This is a genomic window from Streptococcus sp. ALY_211, from assembly GCF_058314555.1.
Window position 1 is genome coordinate 240,841 of the sequence record NZ_JBZFUN010000002.1, and the last position, 21,907, is coordinate 262,747.

Consider the following 21,907-nt stretch of genomic DNA (forward strand, 5'->3'; position numbering starts at 1 on the left):
TCTTGGACTCTTTTTTAGAAATAAGATATGAAAAAAATTATTAACCTCTATAACCATAATAGATTATTTTATAGTCTCAGTTTTCTGATACCAGCCTTAATGATGGCTATTGTTCTATGGTCAAAAGGCATTTACTGGGGAAGTAGTACAACGATTTTAGCGAGTGATGGTTTTCATCAGTACGTTATTTTTGCCAACCAATTACGCAATATTCTGCATGGTAGTGACAGTATCTTTTATACCTTTACTAGCGGTCTAGGACTCAATTTCTATGCTTTGATCAGCTATTATTTGGGATCCTTTTTGTCGCCTCTTTACGGTTTCTTTACACTATCAACCATGCCTGATGCGGTCTATTTGTTCACGCTTGTCAAGTTTGGCTTGATAGGATTGTCAATGGGCTTTGCACTTAAATATCGGTTTAAAAACTTGTCAATCTGGTTGATATTGTCCCTGTCAACCTCCTATGCACTCATGGGCTTTGCTGTCAGCCAATTAGAAATTAACACCTGGCTGGATGTCTTTATTCTAGTCCCCGTAATTCTTCTTGGCTTGCATCTCCTTTTAGAGAAACAAATGTTTCTCCTCTACTATGTCAGTCTGACTTTACTCTTTATACAAAACTACTATTTTGGCTTTATGACAGCCATCTTTCTTACCTTTTATTTTCTAGCCCAGTTGACACGACTAAGCAGTTGGAAGTCAGCAGGAGTAGCCTTTATCCATTTTAGTGTGCTCTCCTTGTTATCTGGCCTTACGTCATCCATTATGCTGATCCCTACTTATTTGGATCTCTCTACACACGGTGAAGAGTTTTCAAAGGTGTCAACTTTGTTTACAGAGAAGAGCTGGGCTCTTGATAGCTTTGCTAAGAATTTAGTTGGAGCCTATGATACCACTAAGTTTGGGGCTTTACCGATGATCTATGTAGGACTTTTTCCTCTCTTAATGGCCCTACTTTTCTTCTTTGTCAAAGGGATCAAATGGTCAACCAAGCTCGCTTATTTTCTTCTCATTGCCATCTTTATTGCTAGTTTTTATCTCAATCCTTTAGACCTTCTGTGGCAGGGCATGCATGCCCCTAATATGTTTTTACATCGGTATGCTTGGCTGTTCTCAACTCTGATTATTATGATGGCTGCTGAAGTCCTATCTCTTTTCAAAAACATTAGTAGCCTGCACTTGGGAATCGCCTTTGGTCTTTTAGCCTCAGGGTTTGTTGTTACTCTGGTTTACCATGATTACTATACCTTTGTCAAACCTGTCAATTTCCTGTTAACCTTTACTTTCTTGATCACCTATGCTGTCATTCTTGCTTCAAGACAGTACCAGCAATTAAGCAGAAGACTCTTTCTAGGTGTCATCTTGCTGTTTAGCTTATTTGAAATAGGAATCAATAGCTATTTTTATGTCACTGCTCTAGGTGATGAATGGGTCTTTCCGACTAGAGATGGTTACCAGGAAAATTTACAGGCGATTGACAAGTTAGTATCTGGGACGAAGGAGGCGGAGAGCTATTTTTACAGAACTGAGCGTCTTCTCCCCCAAACGGGAAATGATAGCATGAAGTATAATTACAATGGTATTTCTCAGTTTTCTTCCATTAGAAATACCCAATCCAGCAGTGTTCTGGATCGTTTAGGCTTTCAATCATTTGGAACTAATCTTAATCTGCGCTATCAAAATAATACCATTATTGCAGATAGCTTGTTTGCCATTAAGTACAATATTTCACAAGCTTCTATCAATAAATACGGCTTTCATCTAGCAGAAGAAGTTGGTTCTCAAAAACTTTACAAGAACAATCAGGCCGCATCGCTTGCTATCATGACCGAAGGGCGGTATCATGATCTTCCTTTCACTGTCAATACTTTGGATAATCAAACGAGGCTGCTTAATGCCCTCAGTGGTAGTCAGGAGCAGTACTTTACACGTCTTCATTATGATCTAGATGATAGTGCTTCAAGTTCATCACCCAATCGACTGAGCACTGTTCAAAATGATGGCGAAAATGCATCTAGCTTTTCCTTTAGTCTAATGGCTCCTGCTCATAAGCAAGTCTATGTCAGCCTACCTTCTATCGTCACTAGTCATTCAGATACCTCTAACTTAACCATCACTATTAATGGTCAACAGACCACTTATACCACTGATAATGCCTATAGTTTCTTTGATCTAGGATACTACGATGAGAATACACCGCTTTCAGTAACTGTCAGTTTTCCTGAAAGTGACCAGGTTAGTTTTGATCGTCCAGTCATCTATGCTTTAGACACTGTTAGCTATCAAAAAGCACTGACTCACATCAACCGAAGAAAGGTTGACGTGAGTACATACAAAAATACGGTCACAGCTAAGTTTAAGAGTAAAAAATCTGGTTCCTTATTTTTCACACTCCCTTATGATAAAGGCTGGAAGGCCACTTTAAATGGAAAAGCAGTCCCTATCAGAAGGGCTCAAAAAGGATTTATGGCTGTTGATATTCCAAAAGGGCAGGGACAGGTTCAGCTAATCTTTAAACCTCATGGTTTCACCCAGTCAGTCTGGCTGTCCCTGCTTGGCATCCTACTGTTTGCCAGCTACCATTACCTCTATAACCATTTCTGGAAGGTTAAGCATGACGAAAAATAAAGTCAGGATCATTCATTAAACGATAATAGCGCTTGAGGCTAGGGCCTCAAACGCTTTTTTATATGATAGATATAAAAAAGGAGATTGCCTTTGCAATCTCCTTTTTGAGCTATAGTCCGTACGGGATTCGAACCCGTGTTACCGCCGTGAAAAGGCGGTGTCTTAACCCCTTGACCAACGGACCATATGTTTGTATTTTACGGTATTTATGTTTTTATGTCAACACTCTTTTTCCAATTTTTATCTTTGCAGCTCTAACCTTTCCATTCCTTTCCATATTGACAGTATTCAGCCTATTTTGTTAAAATATAGCGAGTGTCGGTTCCATAGCTCAGCTGGATAGAGCATTCGCCTTCTAAGCGAACGGTCGCAGGTTCGAATCCTGCTGGAATCATCTCTCAAAAAGTCTTGAGCTTATTGCTCAAGACTTTTATTATGCCTACTTATGATAGGGACTGCCTTCTTGAATCATAAAGGCACGATAGATCTGCTCCACCAAGACCAGTCTCATCAGCTGATGGGGCAGGGTCAGCTTCCCAAAGCTCATCAATAAATTGGCACGCTTTTTGACTTCTGGTGCCAACCCCAAGCTCCCTCCGATAATAAAGGTTAGCGTAGAAAACCCTCTAAGGGTCGCTTCCTCTATTTTTTTCGCAAATGCTTCTGAAGACCATTGCTGCCCCTCTATAGCTAGGGCAAAAACAAAATCACGATCGTCAACTTTTGCTAAGATCCGTTCGGATTCTTTTTTCATGATTTGCTCATTTTCTGCCTGACTGGCTCTGTCTGGTGTTTTCTCGTCTGGGAGTTCAATCATCTCTAGCTTACTAAAGCGGCTCAGGCGTTTTTGATATTCCTGAATACCGTCTTTTAGATACTTTTCTTTTAATTTTCCAACACTGATTATTTTTATTTTCATAATCTTATTATAGCATAGTCCTTGATTTTCAAAGTTTTCCACAGGAGTTGCTAGTCTATTTTTCTTAGTTTACTAGGATTTCTGATCTTAATTCACAAGGTTTTCCACAGACTGTGGATTCTTGCCTTTCTGGTCAGATTAGGGTATAGTAGTTAGGAAAAAAGGAAAAGCTTATTAGCCTTGGAGGTTTAACAGTGAAAAAACATACTATATGGTCCTGGCTCAAGCCAGTTTTAGTCCTTATTCTTGGATTCGTCGGTGGGTTATTGGCGTCCTTGTTGGTTTTAAAGCTAAACGACGGCGGAAATGTCTTTAAGCCAACTGTCCAAGATAAATATCAGTACAACAATTCTTCAGATATTACCAAAGCCGTTGATTCCACTAAGGATGCGGTGGTGACTGTAGCCAATTATCAGAAGATCAACGACTCTGCGACAAAAGAAGCAGCCCAAGCAAGCGGTAGGGAAATTGATGAGAACGGTCTTGCACCTGTCGGGCTAGGATCAGGTGTTGTCTATAAAAAGGATGGCGATGATGCCTATATCGTGACCAATGCCCACGTCGTAGCCGATGCCGAGAAGCTAACTATCATGCGTGGTAAAGAGAAGGATACTAAGAAATCGATCAAAGTAGAGTTGGTTGGATCGGATACCTACTCTGACTTGGCTGTCTTAAAGGTCGAGTCCTCTGCTGTTTCAAAAGTTGCCAAGTTTGCTGACTCTTCAAAACTCAAAGTCGGTGAGACAGCCATTGCTATTGGTAGTCCCCTAGATACTGAATTGGCTAATAGTGTAACAGTCGGTATTGTGTCAGCACTCGATCGTTCTGTTGATTCTAAAGCTGAGGATGGTACAACTGTTCAAAATAAATACATTCAGACAGATGCTGCCATCAACCCAGGTAACTCAGGGGGTGCCCTTATCAATATTGAAGGACAGGTCATCGGAATCAACTCAAGTAAAATTAGTGCAGCTGGTTTAGAAGGTTTAGGATTTGCCATTCCTGCTAATGATGCTGTCACAATCATCAACCAGTTAGAAAAAGACGGTAAGATTGTTCGCCCAGCTCTGGGAATCACTATGGCTGACCTAGCGACTGCTAGTGAGTCTACTAAGAATAAGGTTGATATCCCAGATGATGTGACAGCAGGTGTTGTTGTTGGCTCTGTCCAAGAGGGTATGCCATCTGATGGTAAACTTGAAGAATACGATGTCATCACTAAAATTGATGATACGACTGTCAACACCGTTGCTGAGTTACAAGAAGTCCTTTACTCGCATAAAGTTGGTGATTCTGTAACCCTTACCTTCTACCGCAATGGTAGTAAGAAGACAACAACGATTAAGTTGACAAAAACCAGTCAAGATCTTGAAAAAGAAGACAAGGAATAGCACAGACTAGAAATGGGTTCGAGAGGAAAGTCTCGAACTCTTTTTAAAACTTCTCCCCATCAGTTGATATTCTTGCCAGTATTAGCCTAGGCTGGCTCCCTCTCACTTCGAAAGGAATTGCTATGACACAAGAATTAACCCTCATTCCTATCAATGATATTTCTCCTAATCCTTTTCAACCACGCCTTCATTTCCAGCAGAAAGAGCTTGAGGAATTGGCGCAGTCGATCCAAGAAAATGGTTTGCTCCAACCTATCATTGTGAGACGTTCAGCCATTTTTGGTTACGAACTCATTGCCGGAGAAAGACGCTTAAGAGCTAGCCAATTAGCTCACCTTGATAGGATTCCTGCTATCATAAAAGACTTATCTGATCAAGAAAGCCAAATTCTAGCCGTCATTGAAAATCTTCAGCGCTCTGATCTCAATCCTATCGAAGAAGCTTTGGCTTATCAAAACCTGATTGCCTCCAAAAAAATGACACATGAGGAGATTGCTCAAGTGATGGGAAAATCTCGGCCTTATATTTCCAATAGTCTTCGCTTATTGCAGTTATCGCCTGCTGTCAAACGGGCCATCGAACAAGCAGACATCTCTCAAGGGCATGCACGACTGCTTTTACGCTTGTCCGAAGAAGAACAAGATAGGTGGCTGCAAAAGATTATCGATCAAGATTTATCCGTTCGCACTTTGGAGCACCTACTAGCCCCTAAAGCTAAACAAAAAAAACAAGCTAAAAAAGAAGATCTCTTTAAGAAAGATCTTGAAAGTCAACTGAGCCAAGCTCTCGGGAATCCTGTCACTATTTCGATCAACCGTTCTCAAAAGGGAAAAATTACTATTTCCTTTTCTAACCAAGAGGATTTCAACAGAATTATTCACAAGCTACAAAATGATGTGGATAATTAATCTTAGATGTTTTCTTTTTCAACAGTAAAAAAATCTTTAAATGCTACTTATTTCAAGTCTTGTGTGATATTCCACAGGTTGTGGAAAACTTCTTTGAACAATGTGGATTTTTACCCCACAGGTTGTGGAAAACTTCTTATTTTTATGGTAGAATACTTTTCAAAACCAAGAACAGATTTTAATCACTTAAGGAGTCACCTATGACCGAAAAAGAGCAAGTTTTTTGGAATAGAGTGTTTGAATTGGCTAGAGAACAGCTGAGTCAAGCGACTTTTGAATTTTTTGTCCTTGATGCCCAGCTCATTCGTGTGGACAATAATGTTGCCATTATTTTTATCGATCGAATGAAGGAGCTGTTCTGGGAAAAAAATCTTCAACAGGTATTGATTACAGCCGGATTTGAGGTTTTTAATACCCAACTTCAGGCTAAGTACATCTTTGAAAGTTCTGAAATTCCATCACCAGTAACCCCCTCTTCTAACACTCAAGGAGGAAGTTACCAGCAAGGCTATGGTCAAGTAAGAGCACCTGAGACTAATCTTCAGCCAGCTATTCAATCGAACCTCAATACCAAGTATCGCTTTGATAACTTTATTCAAGGGGATGAAAATAAATGGGCCAAGGCAGCATCTATGGCGGTTGCTGATAATCCTGGTACGACCTATAACCCACTGTTTATCTGGGGAGGTCCAGGGCTAGGTAAGACACACTTACTAAATGCCATTGGGAACACTGTCTTGGAGAATAATCCTAGTGCGCGTGTTCGCTATATCACAGCTGAAAACTTTATCAATGAATTTGTTAATCACATTCGCTTGGAAACAATGGAAGAGTTACAGGATGAGTTTAGAAGTTTAGATGTCCTCCTTATTGATGATATCCAGTCCTTGGCCAATAAGGAAAGTACTCAATTTGAATTTTTCAATACCTTCAATGACCTCCATTCCAATAATAAGCAAATTGTCCTGACTAGTGATCGCACACCCGATCATCTCAATAATCTTGAAGAGCGCTTGGTTACCCGTTTCAAGTGGGGCTTAACTGTTGACATCACCCCACCTGATTACGAGACACGGATCGCTATCTTGACCAATAAAATTATGGAACAGGGGTTTCCTTATACCTTTGCTTCTGATACTATTGAATATCTGGCTGGCCAGTTTGATTCCAACGTGCGTGATCTTGAAGGGGCTTTAAAGGATATCAATCTTGTTGCTACCTTCAAGCAGGCAGAAATTATCACTGTCGATATCGCAGCCGAAGCGATTCGGGCGCGTAAGCAAGATGCTCCTATTATTAATGTCATCTCTATTGAGGAGATTCAAAAGCAGGTCAGCAAATTCTATGGGGTTACTGTCAAAGATGTCAAGTCAACCAAGCGCAATCAAAACATTGTCTTAGCCCGTCAAGTCGCTATGTTCTTAGCTCGTGAGATGACCGATAACAGTCTCCCTAAAATCGGTCAGGAATTCGGAGGACGGGATCACTCCACAGTTCTTCATGCCTACAATAAAATCAAAAATATTCTGGCACAAGATGATAGTCTGAGGATTGAGATTGACACCATAAAAAATAAGATTAAATAGAGCTGTGGAGAAGTTAGTGATTGATGCTAGACTTTTCCACAGCTTGTGCACAAGTCTCATCGTTAGAGCTTTCTAGGTTAGGCTCGATTTTCCACCTTATACACAGGACCTACTACTACTACTAAACTAATACTAATAAATAATAAAGGAGTTCCTATGATTAATTTTTCTATTAATAAAGCTTTTTTCCTTCAGGCTTTAAATGCGACTAAAAGGGCTATTAGCTCTAAAAATGCCATTCCTATTTTATCCAGTATTAAAATTGAGGTAGCCTCTACTGGTATTACGCTTACAGGATCCAATGGACAAATTTCTATTGAGAATACTATTTCAACTGCTGATGAAAATGCTGGTCTTTTAATTACTGAGTCAGGCAGTATTCTTTTAGAAGCAAATTTCTTTATTAATATTGTTTCTAGTTTGCCTGATGTTAGTCTTGATTTCAAAGAGATTGACCACCATCAGGTTCTATTAGTCAGTGGTAAATCTGAAATCACACTAAAAGGAAAAGATGTGGAGCAGTACCCACGTTTACAAGAAGTTGCAACTAGTAATCCTTTGATTTTTGATACTAAAGTTCTCAAGGAGATCATTTCTGAAACTGCTTTTGCAGCTAGTACCCAAGAGAGCCGCCCTATTTTGACAGGGATTCATTTTGTTTTATCTGATCATACTAATTTCAAGGCTGTTGCCACTGATTCTCATCGTATGAGTCAACGTAAACTAGTCTTAGAGCATTCTGGTGATGATTTTGATGTTGTTCTGCCAAGCCGCTCTTTACGTGAGTTGTCATCAGTCTTTACAGATGATATTGAGACAGTTGAAGTCTTTTTATCAGGTAATCAGATTCTTTTTAGAAGTGAAACCATTAGTTTCTATGCTCGCATGCTTGAAGGTGCCTATCCAGATACTGACCGCCTCTTGAGTTCTGAGTTTGAAACGGAAGTTCTCTTCAATACTCACAATCTACGTTCTGCTATGGAGCGTGCTCATTTAATTTCTAATGCTACGCAAAATGGTACGGTTAAGCTGGAGATAGAAGCTGGTAAAGTATCAGCCCACGTTAATTCTCCTGAGGTAGGAAAGGTTAATGAGGAAATCGATGCTCAAGAGGTCAGCGGTAGCGACTTAACAATTAGCTTTAATCCTACTTACTTGATTGAATCCTTGAAAGCTCTTAAAAGTGAAACCGTACGCATTCGTTTTATTTCACCAGTTCGTCCATTCACCTTAACACCTGGCGATGATGGTGAGAATTTTATCCAGCTGATTACACCAGTTCGTACTAATTAAGCTAAAAAATAAAAAAAGTTTGGATATTTAAGGCAGTTTTAAGTACCTAAGGGTATACTATAGTCAATCCTAAATAAACTTTTCTTTTTCATAATCTCCGGAAAGAGCTCAACACTAGTTGGGTTCTTTCTTTTTTATATCATTTTTTAAACTTTCCCTAGAGCGACTCCGCTGCTCTAGGGCCCGTCCTTCTAACTCACTGGCGTATCGTAGAATGACGTGTCTTTTTCATAATCTCCGGAAAGAGCTCAACATCAGTTGGGTTCTTTCTTTTTTTATTTTAGAGCAGTTATAAGTATTAGGCTTCAGAGTCATTGTAAAGCTAATATTTTTTGGCTATAATGAGATATTAAATAAGATTTGGAGGACATTATGTATCAAGTTGGTTCCTTAGTTGAGATGAAAAAACCGCATGCCTGCACTATTAAGGCGACGGGTAAAAAGGCTAATGCCTGGGAGGTCACGCGCCTAGGGGCAGATATTAAGATTCGCTGTACTAATTGTGATCATGTTGTCATGATGAGCCGTCATGATTTTGAGCGCAAGATGAAGAAAGTTTTGCAACCCTAGACTATTAGCAGATCAGTGTTTTTAAAGCCCTCCGCAACTGTTGGTTGCCTTAAAAAGTGCTAATGGATTTTAATATCATTAGTTATAATAAGGTTATAAAGAAGAAGGGTGGTTATGCTTATGACTGTGTTTTCAGAGCAATTAAAAAGCCTTCGTCAGGAGAGAAATATTTCTCAGGAAGATTTGGCTCGGCAGTTATTTATATCACGTCAGGCAATTTCAAAATGGGAAAATGGAGATGCAACTCCAGATTTAGAGAAATTAGTTAAATTATCAGAAATTCTGACGGTTAGTCTAGATGAGCTAGTAAAAGGAAAACAGTCGTCTACTTTTACAATAGAGGAAGATGATGATAACTTACAGTTACTAAAAGGTCGTGAGTATGTCATCAATCCAGAAACGGGAAAATATGAGAAAAGAGATGGATTAACTATTCTGATTGATTTATTCTCAGAGTATTGGTGGCTTTTATTGATTTTTATCTTTTCCATTGTTTTTTGGTTAGTTATTTTCCTTTAATCAGCTTGCGATTTGCAAGCTTTTTCTGCTATAATAACGCTGATTGAAAAATAGAGATGGAGACTATAGAGATGGCTTTAACAGCAGGTATCGTTGGTTTACCAAATGTTGGTAAATCAACTCTTTTTAATGCAATTACTAAAGCAGGAGCAGAGGCCGCCAACTATCCTTTTGCAACGATCGATCCAAATGTGGGTATGGTAGAGGTACCAGATGAGCGTTTACAGAAGTTGACAGAAATGATTACGCCTAAAAAGACAGTGCCAACAACTTTTGAATTTACTGATATTGCAGGAATTGTAAAAGGCGCTTCAAAAGGAGAAGGTCTGGGGAATAAATTTCTGGCTAATATCCGTGAAGTGGATGCTATTGTACATGTCGTAAGGGCTTTTGATGATGAAAATGTCATGCGTGAACAGGGGCGAGAAGATGCTTTTGTGGATCCTTTAGCTGATATTGATACGATCAATTTGGAATTGATCTTGGCTGACCTAGAGTCTATCAATAAACGTTATGCGCGTGTTGAAAAAATTGCACGCACTCAAAAAGATAAAGATTCTGTTGCTGAGTTCGCTCTTCTTGAAAAAATTAAGCCTGTCCTTGAAGATGGAAAATCAGCACGTACGATTGAGTTTACTGAGGATGAGGAAAAGATTGTCAAGCAGCTTTTTCTTTTGACGACCAAACCGGTTCTTTATGTGGCAAACGTCGATGAGGATCAGGTAGCTCATCCTGATGAGATAGACTACGTTAAGCAAATTCGTGAGTTTGCTGCGACTGAAAATGCTGAAGTTGTTGTCATTTCTGCACGTGCTGAAGAGGAAATTTCAGAACTAGATGACGATGATAAGGCCATGTTTCTTGAAGATCTGGGATTGGAGGAGTCGGGAGTTGATAGGCTGACACGTGCAGCCTACCATCTCTTGGGACTTGGTACTTATTTCACAGCTGGTGAAAAAGAAGTACGAGCTTGGACTTTCAAGCGTGGGATCAAAGCGCCTCAGGCGGCTGGCATCATTCACTCAGACTTTGAAAAGGGCTTTATCCGTGCGGTTACCATGTCTTATGATGATCTGATTAAGTATGGTTCTGAAAAAGCGGTCAAAGAGGCGGGTCGCTTACGTGAAGAAGGTAAAGATTACATTGTTCAAGATGGAGACATCATGGAATTTCGTTTCAATGTTTAAAGAGTCATAGGACTAAGGCTGGAAAGGACTTTCCAGTCCTTTTGCTGTTTATTTGAAACTAATAAAGGAGAAGGTGCATATTCATGACAAAATTAATCATAGGATTGGGCAATCCTGGAACAAAATATGATGAAACTCGGCACAATGCTGGGTTTATGGCTATTGATACTATCGTTAAGTCATTACCTGTAACTTTTTCGGAAGAAAAAAACTTTAAGGCAGCGGTAGCGTCAGATTTTATTAGGGGTGAGAAGGTTTATTTTGTGAAACCCTTGACCTTTATGAATGAGAGTGGTCAGGCTGTTCATGCCTTGATGACTTATTATAATATTGCGCTTGATGATATCATTGTCATCTATGATGATCTGGATATGGAAGTGGGGAAGATCCGCTTTCGTCAAAAAGGCTCAGCTGGTGGTCATAATGGTATCAAGAGTATTATTAAACATGTCGGTTCTCAGGAATTTGACAGAATTAAGATTGGTATTGGTCGTCCCAAGCCTGGTATGACAGTCGTTAATCATGTCCTTGGGCGTTTTGATAAGGATGATTATGCGACTGTGCAGGCTTCTTTGGATAAGGTTTCAGAAGCCCTTAACTTTTATTTAGAGACTCAAGATTTTGAGCAAACGATGCAAAAATACAATGGATAAGACACTGATAAGCCTATTTGGGCAAAATAAACAAATTCAAGAATGGCAAGATAAGACAGGTTTAGTGGATCGTCAGTTGGTTATGGGGCTGACTGGCAGCAGCAAGAGTTTAGCGATCGCGTCTAATTTCCAATCCAATCAGGGTAAGCTAGTTGTGATTACTGCTACGCAGAATGAAGCTGAAAATTTGGCTGCGGATCTGATAGGATTGATCGGTGAGAATCACGTTTATCAATTTTTTGCGGATGATATTGTCGGTGCGGAGTTTATTGTAGCTTCCCAAGAAAAGTCTTTATCCCGTATCGAGAGTCTTAATTTCTTGTTGGATCAGGAGGCTAAGGGTGTTTTGGTTATCAGTCTCTTAGCCAGTCGTGTTCTTTTGCCGGATCCGCAAGATTATGCCAAATTTGTCCTCGATTTTGCAGTGGGGAAAGAGTATCACCTTCCTGATATTATGAAGCAGCTAAGTAGTATTGGTTATAAGGCAGTTTCTCAGGTTTTATCGCCAGGTGAGTTTAGTCACCGTGGAGATATTTTGGATATCTATGATGGGCGTACTGATAGCGCCTATCGTTTGGAATTTTTTGGAGATGAGCTTGATGGTATTCGTGTATTTGATCCAGAATCTCAAGTGTCTCAGAAGAATTGTGAACAGATTCGTCTCAGTCCAGTAGATGAGGCAGTCCTGACATCAAAAGATCGTGCGCGTGCTATGGTTCATTTTGAGGAGGCTATGGCAAAGGCGCAGACTGACGGTCTCAGGGAGTATTTGGAAGATCTCTATAGGACAGTAGCAGATGGGCATCGGCATGAAGATCTAAAAAAATTTTTGGGCTTCTTTTATGAAAAAACTTATTGTCTGCTGGATTATATTCCAAAGGGAACTCCGATCTTCTTTGATGACTTTCAAAAGTTGGCAGACCGCAATGCTAAGTTAGAGCTAGAAATTGCTAACTACTTAACGGAAGGTCTTCAGCAAGAAAAGGCTCTAGCTAGCCAGGCTTATTTTGCAGATACTTATCAGACTTTACGCCATTATCAACCTGCTACCTTCTTTTCAAATTTCCACAAGGGATTGGGCAATATTCGTTTCCATCAGATATACAATTTGACCCAATATGCTATGCAGGAGTTCTTCAATCAGATGCCCCTCTTGGTCGATGAAATCAATCGATATCAAAAATCAGGGGCGACGGTTGTCTTGCAGGCTGATACCGCGCCCAAGCTGGAAAAGCTTCAGGAGGTGCTCTCTGAGTATGAGTTAAAGATTCCTATAGTAGCAGACGATGAGTTGCAAGTAGGTCAGAGTCAGCTGACTACAGGTCACTTGACCAATGGTTTTTACTTTGCGGATGAAAAGCTAGTCCTGATTACAGAAAAAGAAATCTATCATAAGGCCCCTAAACGTCGGATCAGACGTCAGCATATTAGCAATGCTGAGCGGCTTAAAGATTATAATGAGCTAGAAAAAGGGGACTATGTTGTTCATAATACGCATGGTATTGGTCGTTTTATGGGGATTGAGACCATTGAAATTTCTGGTATTCATAGGGACTATTTAACAGTTCAATATCAAAATAATGATACGATTTCTATTCCGGTTGAACAAATTGAGCTGCTGTCCAAGTATATGGCCAGTGATGGCAAAGAACCCAAGATTAACAAACTCAATGATGGGCGTTTTCAAAGGGCTAAACATAAGGTTTCCAAACAGGTTGAAGATATTGCTGATGACCTTCTCAAGCTTTATGCTGAGCGCAGTCAGTTGAAGGGCTTTGCTTTTTCGCCAGATGATGATCATCAGCGTGAGTTTGATGAGGATTTTCCTTACGCAGAGACGCAGGATCAACTTCGATCCATTAAGGAAGTTAAAGCTGATATGGAGTCAGATAAGCCTATGGATCGTTTATTGGTTGGGGATGTCGGCTTTGGTAAGACAGAAGTGGCGATGCGGGCTGCTTTTAAGGCGGTCAATGATGGAAAGCAGGTTGCTGTTTTGGTGCCTACTACGGTTTTGGCTCAGCAGCACTATAACAATTTTAAAGAGCGCTTTGAACATTACGCTGTCGAAATTGGAGTGCTCAGTCGTTTCCAGACTAAAAAGGAGCAAGACCATGTTTTAGAGGCTATTTCCAAAGGGCAAATTGATATTATTATCGGAACTCACAGACTTCTTTCCAAGGATCTCATTTTTAGAGATTTAGGCCTTATTGTTATTGACGAAGAGCAGCGTTTCGGGGTCAAGCATAAGGAAAAGCTAAAGGAGTTAAAGACTAAGTCTGATGTTTTGACCCTTACTGCTACACCTATTCCGCGTACCCTTCATATGTCTATGTTGGGGATTCGTGATCTCTCTGTTATTGAGACGCCTCCAACCAATCGCTATCCGGTTCAGACCTATGTTTTGGAGACCAATCCTGGTATGATCCGTGAAGCGATCATCCGGGAGATTGATCGTGGTGGTCAGAGCTTTTATATTTACAATCGTGTTGAGAGCATCGAGCAAAAAGTGGCAGAACTTCAAGATATTGTCCCAGAAGCTACTATTGGTTTTGTCCATGGTCAGATGAGTGAGATCCAGCTGGAAAATACTCTCTTTGATTTTATCGATGGTGTCTATGATGTTTTGGTAGCCACGACTATTATCGAGACAGGTATTGATATTTCTAATGTTAATACTCTCTTTGTTGAGAATGCTGATCGTATGGGTCTCTCTACGCTTTATCAATTACGCGGTCGTGTTGGACGCAGCAATCGTATTGCTTATGCCTATCTTATGTATCAACCAGATAAACTCTTGTCTGAGGCTTCTGAGAAGCGCTTGGAAGCGATCAAGGGCTTTACTGAGCTAGGATCTGGATTTAAAATTGCCATGCGAGATCTCTCTATTCGTGGTGCCGGAAATATTCTAGGGGCTTCCCAGAGTGGTTTTATTGACTCAGTTGGTTTTGAGCTCTATTCTCAAATGTTGGAAGAAGCGATTCGGCAAAAACAAGGCCAGTCGCAAACGCGGCAAAGAGGTAATGCTGAGATTAATTTGCAAATTGATGCTTATCTACCATCTGACTATATCAGTGATGAACGGCAGAAAATTGATATTTATAAGCGTATTCGAGAATTGATGACCTTGGCTGACTATGAGCAGCTGCAAGATGAGTTGATCGATCGTTTTGGTGACTATCCAGATCAGGTTGCTTATCTCTTGGAAATCGGTCTTCTCAAATCTTATATGGATAATGTTTTTGTTGAATTGGTTGAGAAAAAGCAGCAGGAGATTATGGTCCGTTTTGAAAAATCAACTCGACAATTCTTTTTGACACAGGACTATTTTGAAGCCTTGTCCAAGACCCAGCTTAAGGCTCGTATTGGGGAATACGATGGTAAAATCGAAGTTATCTTTGATGTTCGTCGCAAAAAAGATTATGAGATCTTAGAAGAACTCATGACTTTCGGACGTGCTTTTGCGGAGATAAAGGAGCGAAAAGCAACCAAAGATTAGCTTGACAGTCTTGTAAAGCATTTTAAAAATCCAGTGTTATCAACCTTGACAAAGATTTTTGACAGAGAAAAGATTAGTGTGACAAAAGTCTTGTATGGTAAATTATAGGAACTGTCGTTTCGGCGTTAATATTTTGGTAAGAGGGCATTTTTAGCTCTCTTTTTATTACCTTCTTTTTTGCAAGTCTTATCAGTTCTGCTTTTTTCCTAAAAAAATGGTAGAATAACGAGGATAGACTCTGGAAAGAAAGGAACTCTGATATGAGATTGGATAAATACCTAAAAGTATCCCGTATCATTAAGCGTCGGCCGGTTGCTAAAGAAGTGGCAGATAAAGGCCGTATCAAAGTCAATGGTGTCTTAGCCAAATCATCTACGGATTTGAAAATTAATGATGTCATTGAAGTGCGCTTTGGTAATAAATTGTTGACCGTTCGTGTTTTAGAACTGAAAGATAGCACGAAGAAAGAAGATGCTGAGAGTATGTACGAGATTGTCAGTGAGAAGAGGATAGAGTCAGATGGGCAAGAATGATAAAGTTGTTCGCTTGAACAATCGATTTATCAAGGAAAATCTTATTACTAAACGTTATGAGGAGGAAGAAACGCGTAAACGTCACCGTTTTATGGGGTGGACCTTGATTTTAGTTATTCTATTGTTTATTTTGCCAACTTATAATCTTGTAGCTAGCTATCGTGGTTTGCAGGAGAAAAAAGCACAAATTACTCAATTAAAAAAAGATTATAATAAGACAAAGACAGAAACTGAGGATAAGGAAAAATTGGCTGATCAGCTGAAAAATGATGATTTTGTTGAAAAGTATGCGCGTGCAAAATATCATTATTCTGATTCTGATGAAGTCACCTTTATTGTCCCAGAATTGATCCCGTAATATCATGGAAAATTTAATCAGCCTTATCGAGACGTTTTTAGAACATTCAGATGAAAAATTAGAGGAGCTTAGTCAAAAAAATCAATCCTTAAAAGAGGAGGAGACCCATGAGGATTAATTCACCAGTCAATCCTGTGTTGGTGACTATAATTCTGACGTTTTTTCCCGTTTTATTATTGGTGATGGCTACTCAAGTATCAGGTGATTGGACTGGTAAGGAGGGATTAGAGTGGCAACAAGGACGTTTTCAACGGTCTAGCCAGTTCTATTTTTCTGACATTCCAGCTAATCCAAATGTTTTTGAGTCTATTGCGACTTATAAAGATGCTGAATTGACCCAAAAATCACAAGCATTAGCACCTAATTTTACGGATACGATTACAAATTTGAAGACTAATAAAAAGGGTGTTCCCGTTTTTAAGTTTTCAAATGGGCGTTATGCTGAAGCTAACTACAAGCAGTTTTATAATGATCAATTACTCAGTCAGCAAGTTTTCAGTCAGTCAAAAGCTTATTGGACTAAGGATAAATTCACCGTTTACAAAAAGGCTTTTGTAGCGGGTGTTGCGACTAAAAAAACGAAGTTGTCTGCTTATAAGGAGGTCGCTGTTACCAAGAAGGCTCGTACCTACCATGGGAATTATTTGTATGCTAGGGGTCAAGGGTGGTTTCCGGAAAATTCTCTATCTAGTGAAGATAATCGCATAGAAGCTGTTCAAGCTATGTTAGAAAAAAAATATAAGAACCCTAAAAAATTTAGTGTTTACGTTAAGCAGATGGACACAGGTAAGGTTGCTGAGCTCAATGCAGATAAGGTTATGTACTCTGCCAGTGTTAGTAAACTTCCTCTTCTTTATTACAGTCAAAAACAAATTGATGATCATCGCTTGAAAAAATCACAAAAGGTTATTTATAAGCCAGCTGTTAACAAATTTCGAGGAGCCTATGCCACAGAAGGCAGTGGAGATATTTCCAAAGTTGCTGATAATAAACCTTATACGATCGAAACTTTGATGAAAAAAGTGGCTCAAAAATCTGATAATGCTGGAACTAATATCTTAGGTTATTATGCGACGGACCAATATGGCAGTGATTACCGAGCAACTATTAAGACAATTGTTGAGCAAGATTGGGATATGAAGAGTCGTAAGGTATCAGCAAAGACAGCTGGTCTTATGATGGCAGCTATTTACCGTCAAGATGGTGATATTATTGGCTACCTTTCTAATACAGATTATGACAAGCAACGTATCTCTAAAAATATCTCTGTTAGAGTTTCTCATAAGATCGGTGATGCTTATGATTATCGCCATGATGTTGCTATTATATATGGCAAAACACCTTTTGTTTTAGCAATTTTCACAAATCATTCCAGCTATGATGATATTACAGCTATAGCTGATGATGTTTATAGGATTTTGAAATGACTAATCAATTATTATTTAACACTATCAAGGAACAGGGTTACTTTGATAAGCATAAAAGGGTTCTGATAGCCGTATCAGGTGGAGTAGATTCGATGAATTTGCTCCATTTCTTGCATTATTATCGTCATGAACTGGCTATTGACATTGCGGTTGCCCATGTTAATCATAAGCAACGTAAACAATCTGACGAAGAGGAAGCTTATTTACGCCAGTGGGCTTCTGATAGGGCCATTCCTTTTTATCTGGCTACTTTTTCGGGGGCCTTTACAGAAGCTAAGGCTAGGGCATTTAGATATGAGTTTTTTGAAAAAATCATGCGAAATTACGGCTATACTGCATTGACGACTGCCCATCACAAGGATGATCAAGCTGAGACCATTTTCATGAGGATATTAAGAGGAAGTAGGCTCAGACATCTGGTGGCTATGCAGCCAGTCATTGATTTTGCCAATGGGCAGCTCATCAGACCTTTTTTGACTATTGCGAAATCTGACTTGCCTGAGGTTTTTCATTTTGATGATCAAACCAACCATAAGCAAGATTATTTGAGAAATCGGGTGAGACTGACCTATTTACCTCAGCTATCTGAGGAAAATCCTCAATTGGTCAATCATTTAACTGATCTAGGTCAAGAAGTAGCCCTATTTCTAGAAGCTATTAAAGATCTTAGCTCTGATATTGATGTTCAAGACAAACGTCAACTCAGGGAGCAGACGCCAGCTGTTCGTTTTGTACTCATTCAAGATTACTTGCAAGATTTCCCAAATCTCCAACTTACAAAGCCTCAGTTTAATTGGCTAGTGTCATTAGCTGTTGAGGCAAGCAGTGGCGACTTTTATTTAAAATCAGGCTATTATTTCCATGCCACAAGAGAGCGTTTTTGGATTGATAAAATCAGCCCCAGGTCGGATGGTTTATTTGAACCTAAGCGATTAGAATATGGAGATGCTGTGACTCTAGGCTCTAAAACATTTATGTTTGGTAATCAGGGAGCTATTTCACTTTATAGCCTATCTCCTTTAATTTTACGCCCAAGACAGTCAGGTGATGTGATTGATTTTGGAACTTTCCATAAGAAAGTTCGTCGGTTATTCATTGATGAAAAAATTCCCAAACATCTTAGGGATAAAGCCATTATTGGTGAGCAAGATGGCAGTATTGTTTTTGTTTCAGTGGGTGATGATTTATATTTGAGTAAACCCTCTCATTGTGTTACAATTAGAGCTAAATTGTGTATCAAAACTAAGGAAATTGGTGATCTATGACACTAGATAATGATATAAAAAAAGTTCTTTATTCAGCCGATTCTATTACCTCTAAGGCAAAAGAACTTGGTCGACAATTATCACAAGATTATGAGGGAAAAAATCCTCTTTTGGTTGGTGTCCTAAAAGGTGCAGTTCCCTTTATGGCTGAACTGATTAAGCATATCGACACTCATATAGAGATGGACTTCATGGTCGTTTCTAGTTATCAAGGTGGAACTCAAAGCAGTGGTGAAGTAAAAATTCTGAAAGATGTAGATACGAATGTTGAAGGTCGTGATGTTGTTTTTGTAGAAGACATCATCGACACTGGTCGTACCCTTCTATATCTTCGTGACATGTTTAAGTATCGTAAGGCTAATTCTGTTAAAATTGCAACGCTCTTTGATAAGCCTGAGGGTCGTGTCGTTGATATTGAAGCTGATTATGTTTGTTACGATGTCCCAAATGAGTTTGTTGTTGGGTTTGGTTTGGATTATGATGAAAAGTATCGTAATCTTCCTTACGTAGGAGTCCTCAAAGAGGAAATCTACACTAAAAAGTAAAAATAGAAAGTTATTTTGTTAGTCGATGAACAATAAAAATAATAAAAATGGATTAGTGAGAAGTGCTTATCTTTATTTGATACTTATCGTAGTTGCCGTAGCTTCACTAAATATTTATTTTCGGGGTAATGCTGGGCAATCCAATCAGCTCAGTTATTCTGAGCTGATTAGTGATATCAAAGCGAATAAGATTGATTCTATCACCTACCAGCCTAGTGGTAGTATTGTTGAGGTGTCCGGTAACTATAAAAAACCTCAAAAGAGCAAGCAAAACAGAAGTAGCTCTCTTCTAGGCTCAAAAAGTGTTAAAGTTAAAAAATATACTTCTGTAATTCTTCCAAGTGGTCCAGGTTTGGATCGGTTAGAGGATGCTGCAGAAAAGCATGACACTTCTTTAAAGGTTATTCCGGAAAGCACTAGTGGCGCAATTTTTTGGAATATTATTAGCCTGATACTGCCGCTTGGTATTCTGGGACTTTTCTTTTACTTTACCATGAGTCAAGCTGGTGGTAATCGTGGAGCTATGAGCTTTGGCCGTAATAAGGCTAAAACAGCTAGTCAAGATGACATCAAAGTTCGATTCTCAGATGTTGCAGGGGCTGAAGAAGAAAAACAAGAATTAGTAGAAGTTGTTGACTTCTTGAAAAATCCAAAGAAATACCGTACTTTAGGAGCGCGTATACCCACAGGTGTTTTACTTGAAGGCCCTCCAGGGACAGGGAAAACCTTACTTGCTAAGGCAGTAGCCGGTGAAGCCGGAGTACCATTTTTCACGATTTCGGGTTCAGATTTCGTTGAGATGTTTGTTGGTGTCGGTGCTAGCCGTGTCCGTTCATTATTTGAAGATGCCAAGAAGGCTGAAAGAGCATTGATTTTTATTGATGAAATTGATGCAGTTGGACGTCGCCGTGGTACTGGTATGGGTGGCGGCAATGATGAGCGTGAGCAAACCCTTAATCAACTTCTAGTTGAAATGGATGGTTTTGAGGGTAACGAGAGCATTATTGTTATTGCGGCAACTAACCGAAGTGATGTTCTTGATCCTGCTCTTCTTCGTCCTGGACGTTTTGACCGGAAAGTTTTAGTCGGTCGACCTGATGTTAAGGGACGTGAAGCTATCCTTAAAGTACATGCTAAAAATAAACCGCTTAAAGATGACGTTAACTTAAAGGTTGTTGCTCAACAGACCCCAGGTTTTGTCGGTGCTGATCTTGAAAATGTTCTAAATGAAGCAGCTCTTGTGGCAGCCCGCCGCAATAAGCAAATGATTGATGCTAGCGATATTGATGAGGCTGAGGATCGTGTCATCGCTGGTCCATCTAAGAAGGATAAGCAAGTTTCTGAAAAAGAGCGTCAAGTGGTTGCTTATCATGAAGCCGGTCATACAATTGTAGGATTAGTATTATCTAGCGCACGTGATGTACATAAGGTTACGATTGTACCACGCGGTCGTGCCGGTGGTTATATGATTTCTCTGCCCAAAGAGGATCAATCACTTTTATCCAAAGATGAGTTACAAGAGCAGCTTGCTGGCTTGATGGGAGGAAGAGTGGCAGAGGAGATCATCTTCAATGTCCAAACTTCTGGAGCGTCAAACGATTTTGAGCAAGCAACATCGTTGGCAAGAGCTATGGTCACTGAATATGGTATGAGTGACAAGCTTGGTCCTGTTCAATATGAGGGTAACCATGCTATGAATCCAGGTCAGGTGCCAGGAGATAAGTCTTACTCAAATCAAACCGCTCAGATAATTGATGAAGAAATTAGAAATCTTCTAAATGAAGCCCGCAACAAGGCTGCAGATGTTATTAATTCAAATCGAGAAACGCATAAGTTGATTGCAGAGGCTCTGCTGAAGTATGAGACTCTTGATGCGGCACAGATTAAATCTATTTATGAAACTGGTAAACTTCCTGATGACATTTTGGAAGAAGAAAATGATAATCCAGCATTATCTTATGATGAGATCAAAGAAAAAATGGAATCAGAAGATGCAGAATAAAAAATCTAAATGGTTTGTGCTCTGTGTAAATTAGAAAAAGTGGTTGTTCTTCAGCCGCTTTTTTATATACAACAACTTCAGAGAAAATTCAGTATAGTATTTTCTTTTTTTAAAAAATAAAAAGAAAAATGAGTTGACAAGAGGCGTAGAAGTATAGTAGAATAATGGAGTTGTCTCAAGAGGACAACAAAGACCTTTGAGAACTGAATAGACAAGAAACCAAGCGTGCGGGTTGTAGTGATACGACCTGTCAAAAAAAGAACAATAAGTCAGAGATGACTGAGTAAGATTAACTTTAAATGAGAGTTTGATCCTGGCTCAGGACGAACGCTGGCGGCGTGCCTAATACATGCAAGTAGAACGCAGAAGGAAGGAGCTTGCTTTTTCTGGATGAGTTGCGAACGGGTGAGTAACGCGTAGGTAACCTGCCTGTTAGCGGGGGATAACTATTGGAAACGATAGCTAATACCGCATAAGAGTGGTTAACCCATGTTAACCATTTGAAAGGGGCAATTGCTCCACTAACAGATGGACCTGCGTTGTATTAGCTAGTAGGTGAGGTAAGGGCTCACCTAGGCGACGATACATAGCCGACCTGAGAGGGTGATCGGCCACACTGGG

The 21,907-nt window shown here is 39.6% G+C and carries 18 protein-coding genes, 2 tRNA genes and 1 rRNA gene; 19 read left to right on the forward strand and 2 right to left on the reverse strand.

The window, feature by feature from the left end:
- Positions 1-27: 27 nt before the first annotated feature.
- Positions 28-2,631 carry a YfhO family protein gene (locus AC4HAJ_RS03130; RefSeq protein ID WP_491078698.1) on the forward strand — a complete coding sequence of 868 codons (2,604 nt, stop codon included), beginning with the start codon at positions 28-30 and terminating at the stop codon, positions 2,629-2,631.
- A 112-nt stretch (positions 2,632-2,743) separates the two neighbouring features.
- Here the strand turns inward: AC4HAJ_RS03130 and AC4HAJ_RS03135 are convergent.
- A tRNA-Glu gene (locus AC4HAJ_RS03135) sits at positions 2,744-2,815 on the reverse strand.
- Positions 2,816-2,951: 136 nt separating this feature from the next.
- On the opposite strand from AC4HAJ_RS03135, the gene AC4HAJ_RS03140 reads away from it, so the two are divergent.
- Positions 2,952-3,025, forward strand: a tRNA-Arg gene (locus AC4HAJ_RS03140).
- Between the two features lie 45 nt (positions 3,026-3,070).
- On the opposite strand, the gene rlmH is transcribed toward AC4HAJ_RS03140, so the two are convergent.
- Positions 3,071-3,550, reverse strand: coding sequence for a 23S rRNA (pseudouridine(1915)-N(3))-methyltransferase RlmH (gene rlmH, locus AC4HAJ_RS03145; RefSeq protein WP_491078699.1), 480 nt, complete (start codon positions 3,548-3,550; stop codon positions 3,071-3,073).
- 194 nt (positions 3,551-3,744) lie between these two features.
- On the opposite strand from rlmH, the gene AC4HAJ_RS03150 reads away from it, so the two are divergent.
- The 17 genes from AC4HAJ_RS03150 to AC4HAJ_RS03230 form a co-directional block, all read left to right on the forward strand.
- Positions 3,745-4,941, forward strand: coding sequence for a S1C family serine protease (locus AC4HAJ_RS03150; protein WP_491078700.1), 1,197 nt, complete (start codon positions 3,745-3,747; stop codon positions 4,939-4,941).
- A 122-nt stretch (positions 4,942-5,063) separates the two neighbouring features.
- Positions 5,064-5,849, forward strand: coding sequence for a ParB/RepB/Spo0J family partition protein (locus AC4HAJ_RS03155; protein ID WP_491078701.1), 786 nt, complete (start codon positions 5,064-5,066; stop codon positions 5,847-5,849).
- A gap of 200 nt (positions 5,850-6,049) precedes the next feature.
- A complete protein-coding gene (dnaA, locus tag AC4HAJ_RS03160; RefSeq protein WP_491078702.1) occupies positions 6,050-7,435 on the forward strand; it encodes a chromosomal replication initiator protein DnaA in 1,386 nt (461 codons plus the stop codon).
- Positions 7,436-7,591: 156 nt separating this feature from the next.
- Positions 7,592-8,728: a DNA polymerase III subunit beta gene (gene dnaN / locus AC4HAJ_RS03165; protein WP_491078703.1), complete on the forward strand. Its 1,137-nt coding sequence runs from the start codon at positions 7,592-7,594 to the stop codon at positions 8,726-8,728.
- 372 nt (positions 8,729-9,100) lie between these two features.
- Complete coding sequence (locus AC4HAJ_RS03170) at positions 9,101-9,298, forward strand: DUF951 domain-containing protein (RefSeq protein WP_491078704.1); 198 nt, start codon at positions 9,101-9,103, stop codon at positions 9,296-9,298.
- Positions 9,299-9,418: 120 nt separating this feature from the next.
- Positions 9,419-9,817, forward strand: a complete 399-nt coding sequence (locus tag AC4HAJ_RS03175; RefSeq protein WP_491078705.1) for a helix-turn-helix domain-containing protein — start codon at positions 9,419-9,421, stop codon at positions 9,815-9,817.
- Between the two features lie 71 nt (positions 9,818-9,888).
- A complete protein-coding gene (gene ychF, locus AC4HAJ_RS03180) occupies positions 9,889-11,004 on the forward strand; it encodes a redox-regulated ATPase YchF (protein ID WP_491078706.1) in 1,116 nt (371 codons plus the stop codon).
- Between the two features lie 83 nt (positions 11,005-11,087).
- Positions 11,088-11,657, forward strand: a complete 570-nt coding sequence (pth, locus tag AC4HAJ_RS03185; protein ID WP_491078707.1) for an aminoacyl-tRNA hydrolase — start codon at positions 11,088-11,090, stop codon at positions 11,655-11,657.
- Positions 11,650-15,156, forward strand: a complete 3,507-nt coding sequence (gene mfd, locus AC4HAJ_RS03190) for a transcription-repair coupling factor (RefSeq protein ID WP_491078708.1) — start codon at positions 11,650-11,652, stop codon at positions 15,154-15,156. Before pth ends, mfd begins: the two co-directional genes overlap by 8 nt.
- Positions 15,157-15,416: 260 nt before the next feature.
- Positions 15,417-15,689 carry an RNA-binding S4 domain-containing protein gene (locus AC4HAJ_RS03195; RefSeq protein ID WP_491078709.1) on the forward strand — a complete coding sequence of 91 codons (273 nt, stop codon included), beginning with the start codon at positions 15,417-15,419 and terminating at the stop codon, positions 15,687-15,689.
- Complete coding sequence (locus AC4HAJ_RS03200) at positions 15,676-16,047, forward strand: FtsB family cell division protein (protein ID WP_491078710.1); 372 nt, start codon at positions 15,676-15,678, stop codon at positions 16,045-16,047. Before AC4HAJ_RS03195 ends, AC4HAJ_RS03200 begins: the two co-directional genes overlap by 14 nt.
- Positions 16,048-16,051: 4 nt before the next feature.
- Positions 16,052-16,165, forward strand: coding sequence for an SP_0009 family protein (locus tag AC4HAJ_RS03205; RefSeq protein ID WP_491078711.1), 114 nt, complete (start codon positions 16,052-16,054; stop codon positions 16,163-16,165).
- A complete protein-coding gene (locus AC4HAJ_RS03210) occupies positions 16,155-17,474 on the forward strand; it encodes a serine hydrolase (RefSeq protein ID WP_491078712.1) in 1,320 nt (439 codons plus the stop codon). Before AC4HAJ_RS03205 ends, AC4HAJ_RS03210 begins: the two co-directional genes overlap by 11 nt.
- Positions 17,471-18,739: a tRNA lysidine(34) synthetase TilS gene (gene tilS, locus AC4HAJ_RS03215; RefSeq protein ID WP_491078713.1), complete on the forward strand. Its 1,269-nt coding sequence runs from the start codon at positions 17,471-17,473 to the stop codon at positions 18,737-18,739. Before AC4HAJ_RS03210 ends, tilS begins: the two co-directional genes overlap by 4 nt.
- Positions 18,736-19,284 (forward strand): hypoxanthine phosphoribosyltransferase, encoded by a 549-nt coding sequence (gene hpt, locus AC4HAJ_RS03220; protein ID WP_491078714.1) that lies wholly within the window; start codon positions 18,736-18,738, stop codon positions 19,282-19,284. The genes tilS and hpt overlap by 4 nt, the downstream gene beginning before the upstream one ends.
- A 25-nt stretch (positions 19,285-19,309) precedes the next feature.
- Positions 19,310-21,286 carry an ATP-dependent zinc metalloprotease FtsH gene (ftsH, locus tag AC4HAJ_RS03225; protein WP_491078715.1) on the forward strand — a complete coding sequence of 659 codons (1,977 nt, stop codon included), beginning with the start codon at positions 19,310-19,312 and terminating at the stop codon, positions 21,284-21,286.
- Between the two features lie 295 nt (positions 21,287-21,581).
- Positions 21,582-21,907: ribosomal RNA gene (locus tag AC4HAJ_RS03230) — 16S ribosomal RNA — on the forward strand; the annotation flags it as partial.

Excerpts from the sequence above, each read along its gene's own strand:
- AC4HAJ_RS03170 (WP_491078704.1), top strand. The coding sequence starts at position 9,101 with ATGTATCAAGTTGGTTCCTTAGTTGAGATGAAAAAACCGCATGCCTGC.
- dnaN (WP_491078703.1), top strand. The coding sequence starts at position 7,592 with ATGATTAATTTTTCTATTAATAAAGCTTTTTTCCTTCAGGCTTTAAAT.
- pth (WP_491078707.1), top strand. The coding sequence starts at position 11,088 with ATGACAAAATTAATCATAGGATTGGGCAATCCTGGAACAAAATATGAT.
- tilS (WP_491078713.1), top strand. The coding sequence starts at position 17,471 with ATGACTAATCAATTATTATTTAACACTATCAAGGAACAGGGTTACTTT.
- AC4HAJ_RS03155 (WP_491078701.1), top strand. The coding sequence starts at position 5,064 with ATGACACAAGAATTAACCCTCATTCCTATCAATGATATTTCTCCTAAT.
- ychF (WP_491078706.1), top strand. The coding sequence starts at position 9,889 with ATGGCTTTAACAGCAGGTATCGTTGGTTTACCAAATGTTGGTAAATCA.
- ftsH (WP_491078715.1), top strand. The coding sequence starts at position 19,310 with ATGAACAATAAAAATAATAAAAATGGATTAGTGAGAAGTGCTTATCTT.
- rlmH (WP_491078699.1), bottom strand. The coding sequence starts at position 3,550 with ATGAAAATAAAAATAATCAGTGTTGGAAAATTAAAAGAAAAGTATCTA.
- AC4HAJ_RS03210 (WP_491078712.1), top strand. The coding sequence starts at position 16,155 with ATGAGGATTAATTCACCAGTCAATCCTGTGTTGGTGACTATAATTCTG.
- hpt (WP_491078714.1), top strand. The coding sequence starts at position 18,736 with ATGACACTAGATAATGATATAAAAAAAGTTCTTTATTCAGCCGATTCT.
- AC4HAJ_RS03205 (WP_491078711.1), top strand. The coding sequence starts at position 16,052 with ATGGAAAATTTAATCAGCCTTATCGAGACGTTTTTAGAACATTCAGAT.
- mfd (WP_491078708.1), top strand. The coding sequence starts at position 11,650 with ATGGATAAGACACTGATAAGCCTATTTGGGCAAAATAAACAAATTCAA.
- AC4HAJ_RS03175 (WP_491078705.1), top strand. The coding sequence starts at position 9,419 with ATGACTGTGTTTTCAGAGCAATTAAAAAGCCTTCGTCAGGAGAGAAAT.
- dnaA (WP_491078702.1), top strand. The coding sequence starts at position 6,050 with ATGACCGAAAAAGAGCAAGTTTTTTGGAATAGAGTGTTTGAATTGGCT.
- AC4HAJ_RS03195 (WP_491078709.1), top strand. The coding sequence starts at position 15,417 with ATGAGATTGGATAAATACCTAAAAGTATCCCGTATCATTAAGCGTCGG.
- AC4HAJ_RS03200 (WP_491078710.1), top strand. The coding sequence starts at position 15,676 with ATGGGCAAGAATGATAAAGTTGTTCGCTTGAACAATCGATTTATCAAG.
- AC4HAJ_RS03130 (WP_491078698.1), top strand. The coding sequence starts at position 28 with ATGAAAAAAATTATTAACCTCTATAACCATAATAGATTATTTTATAGT.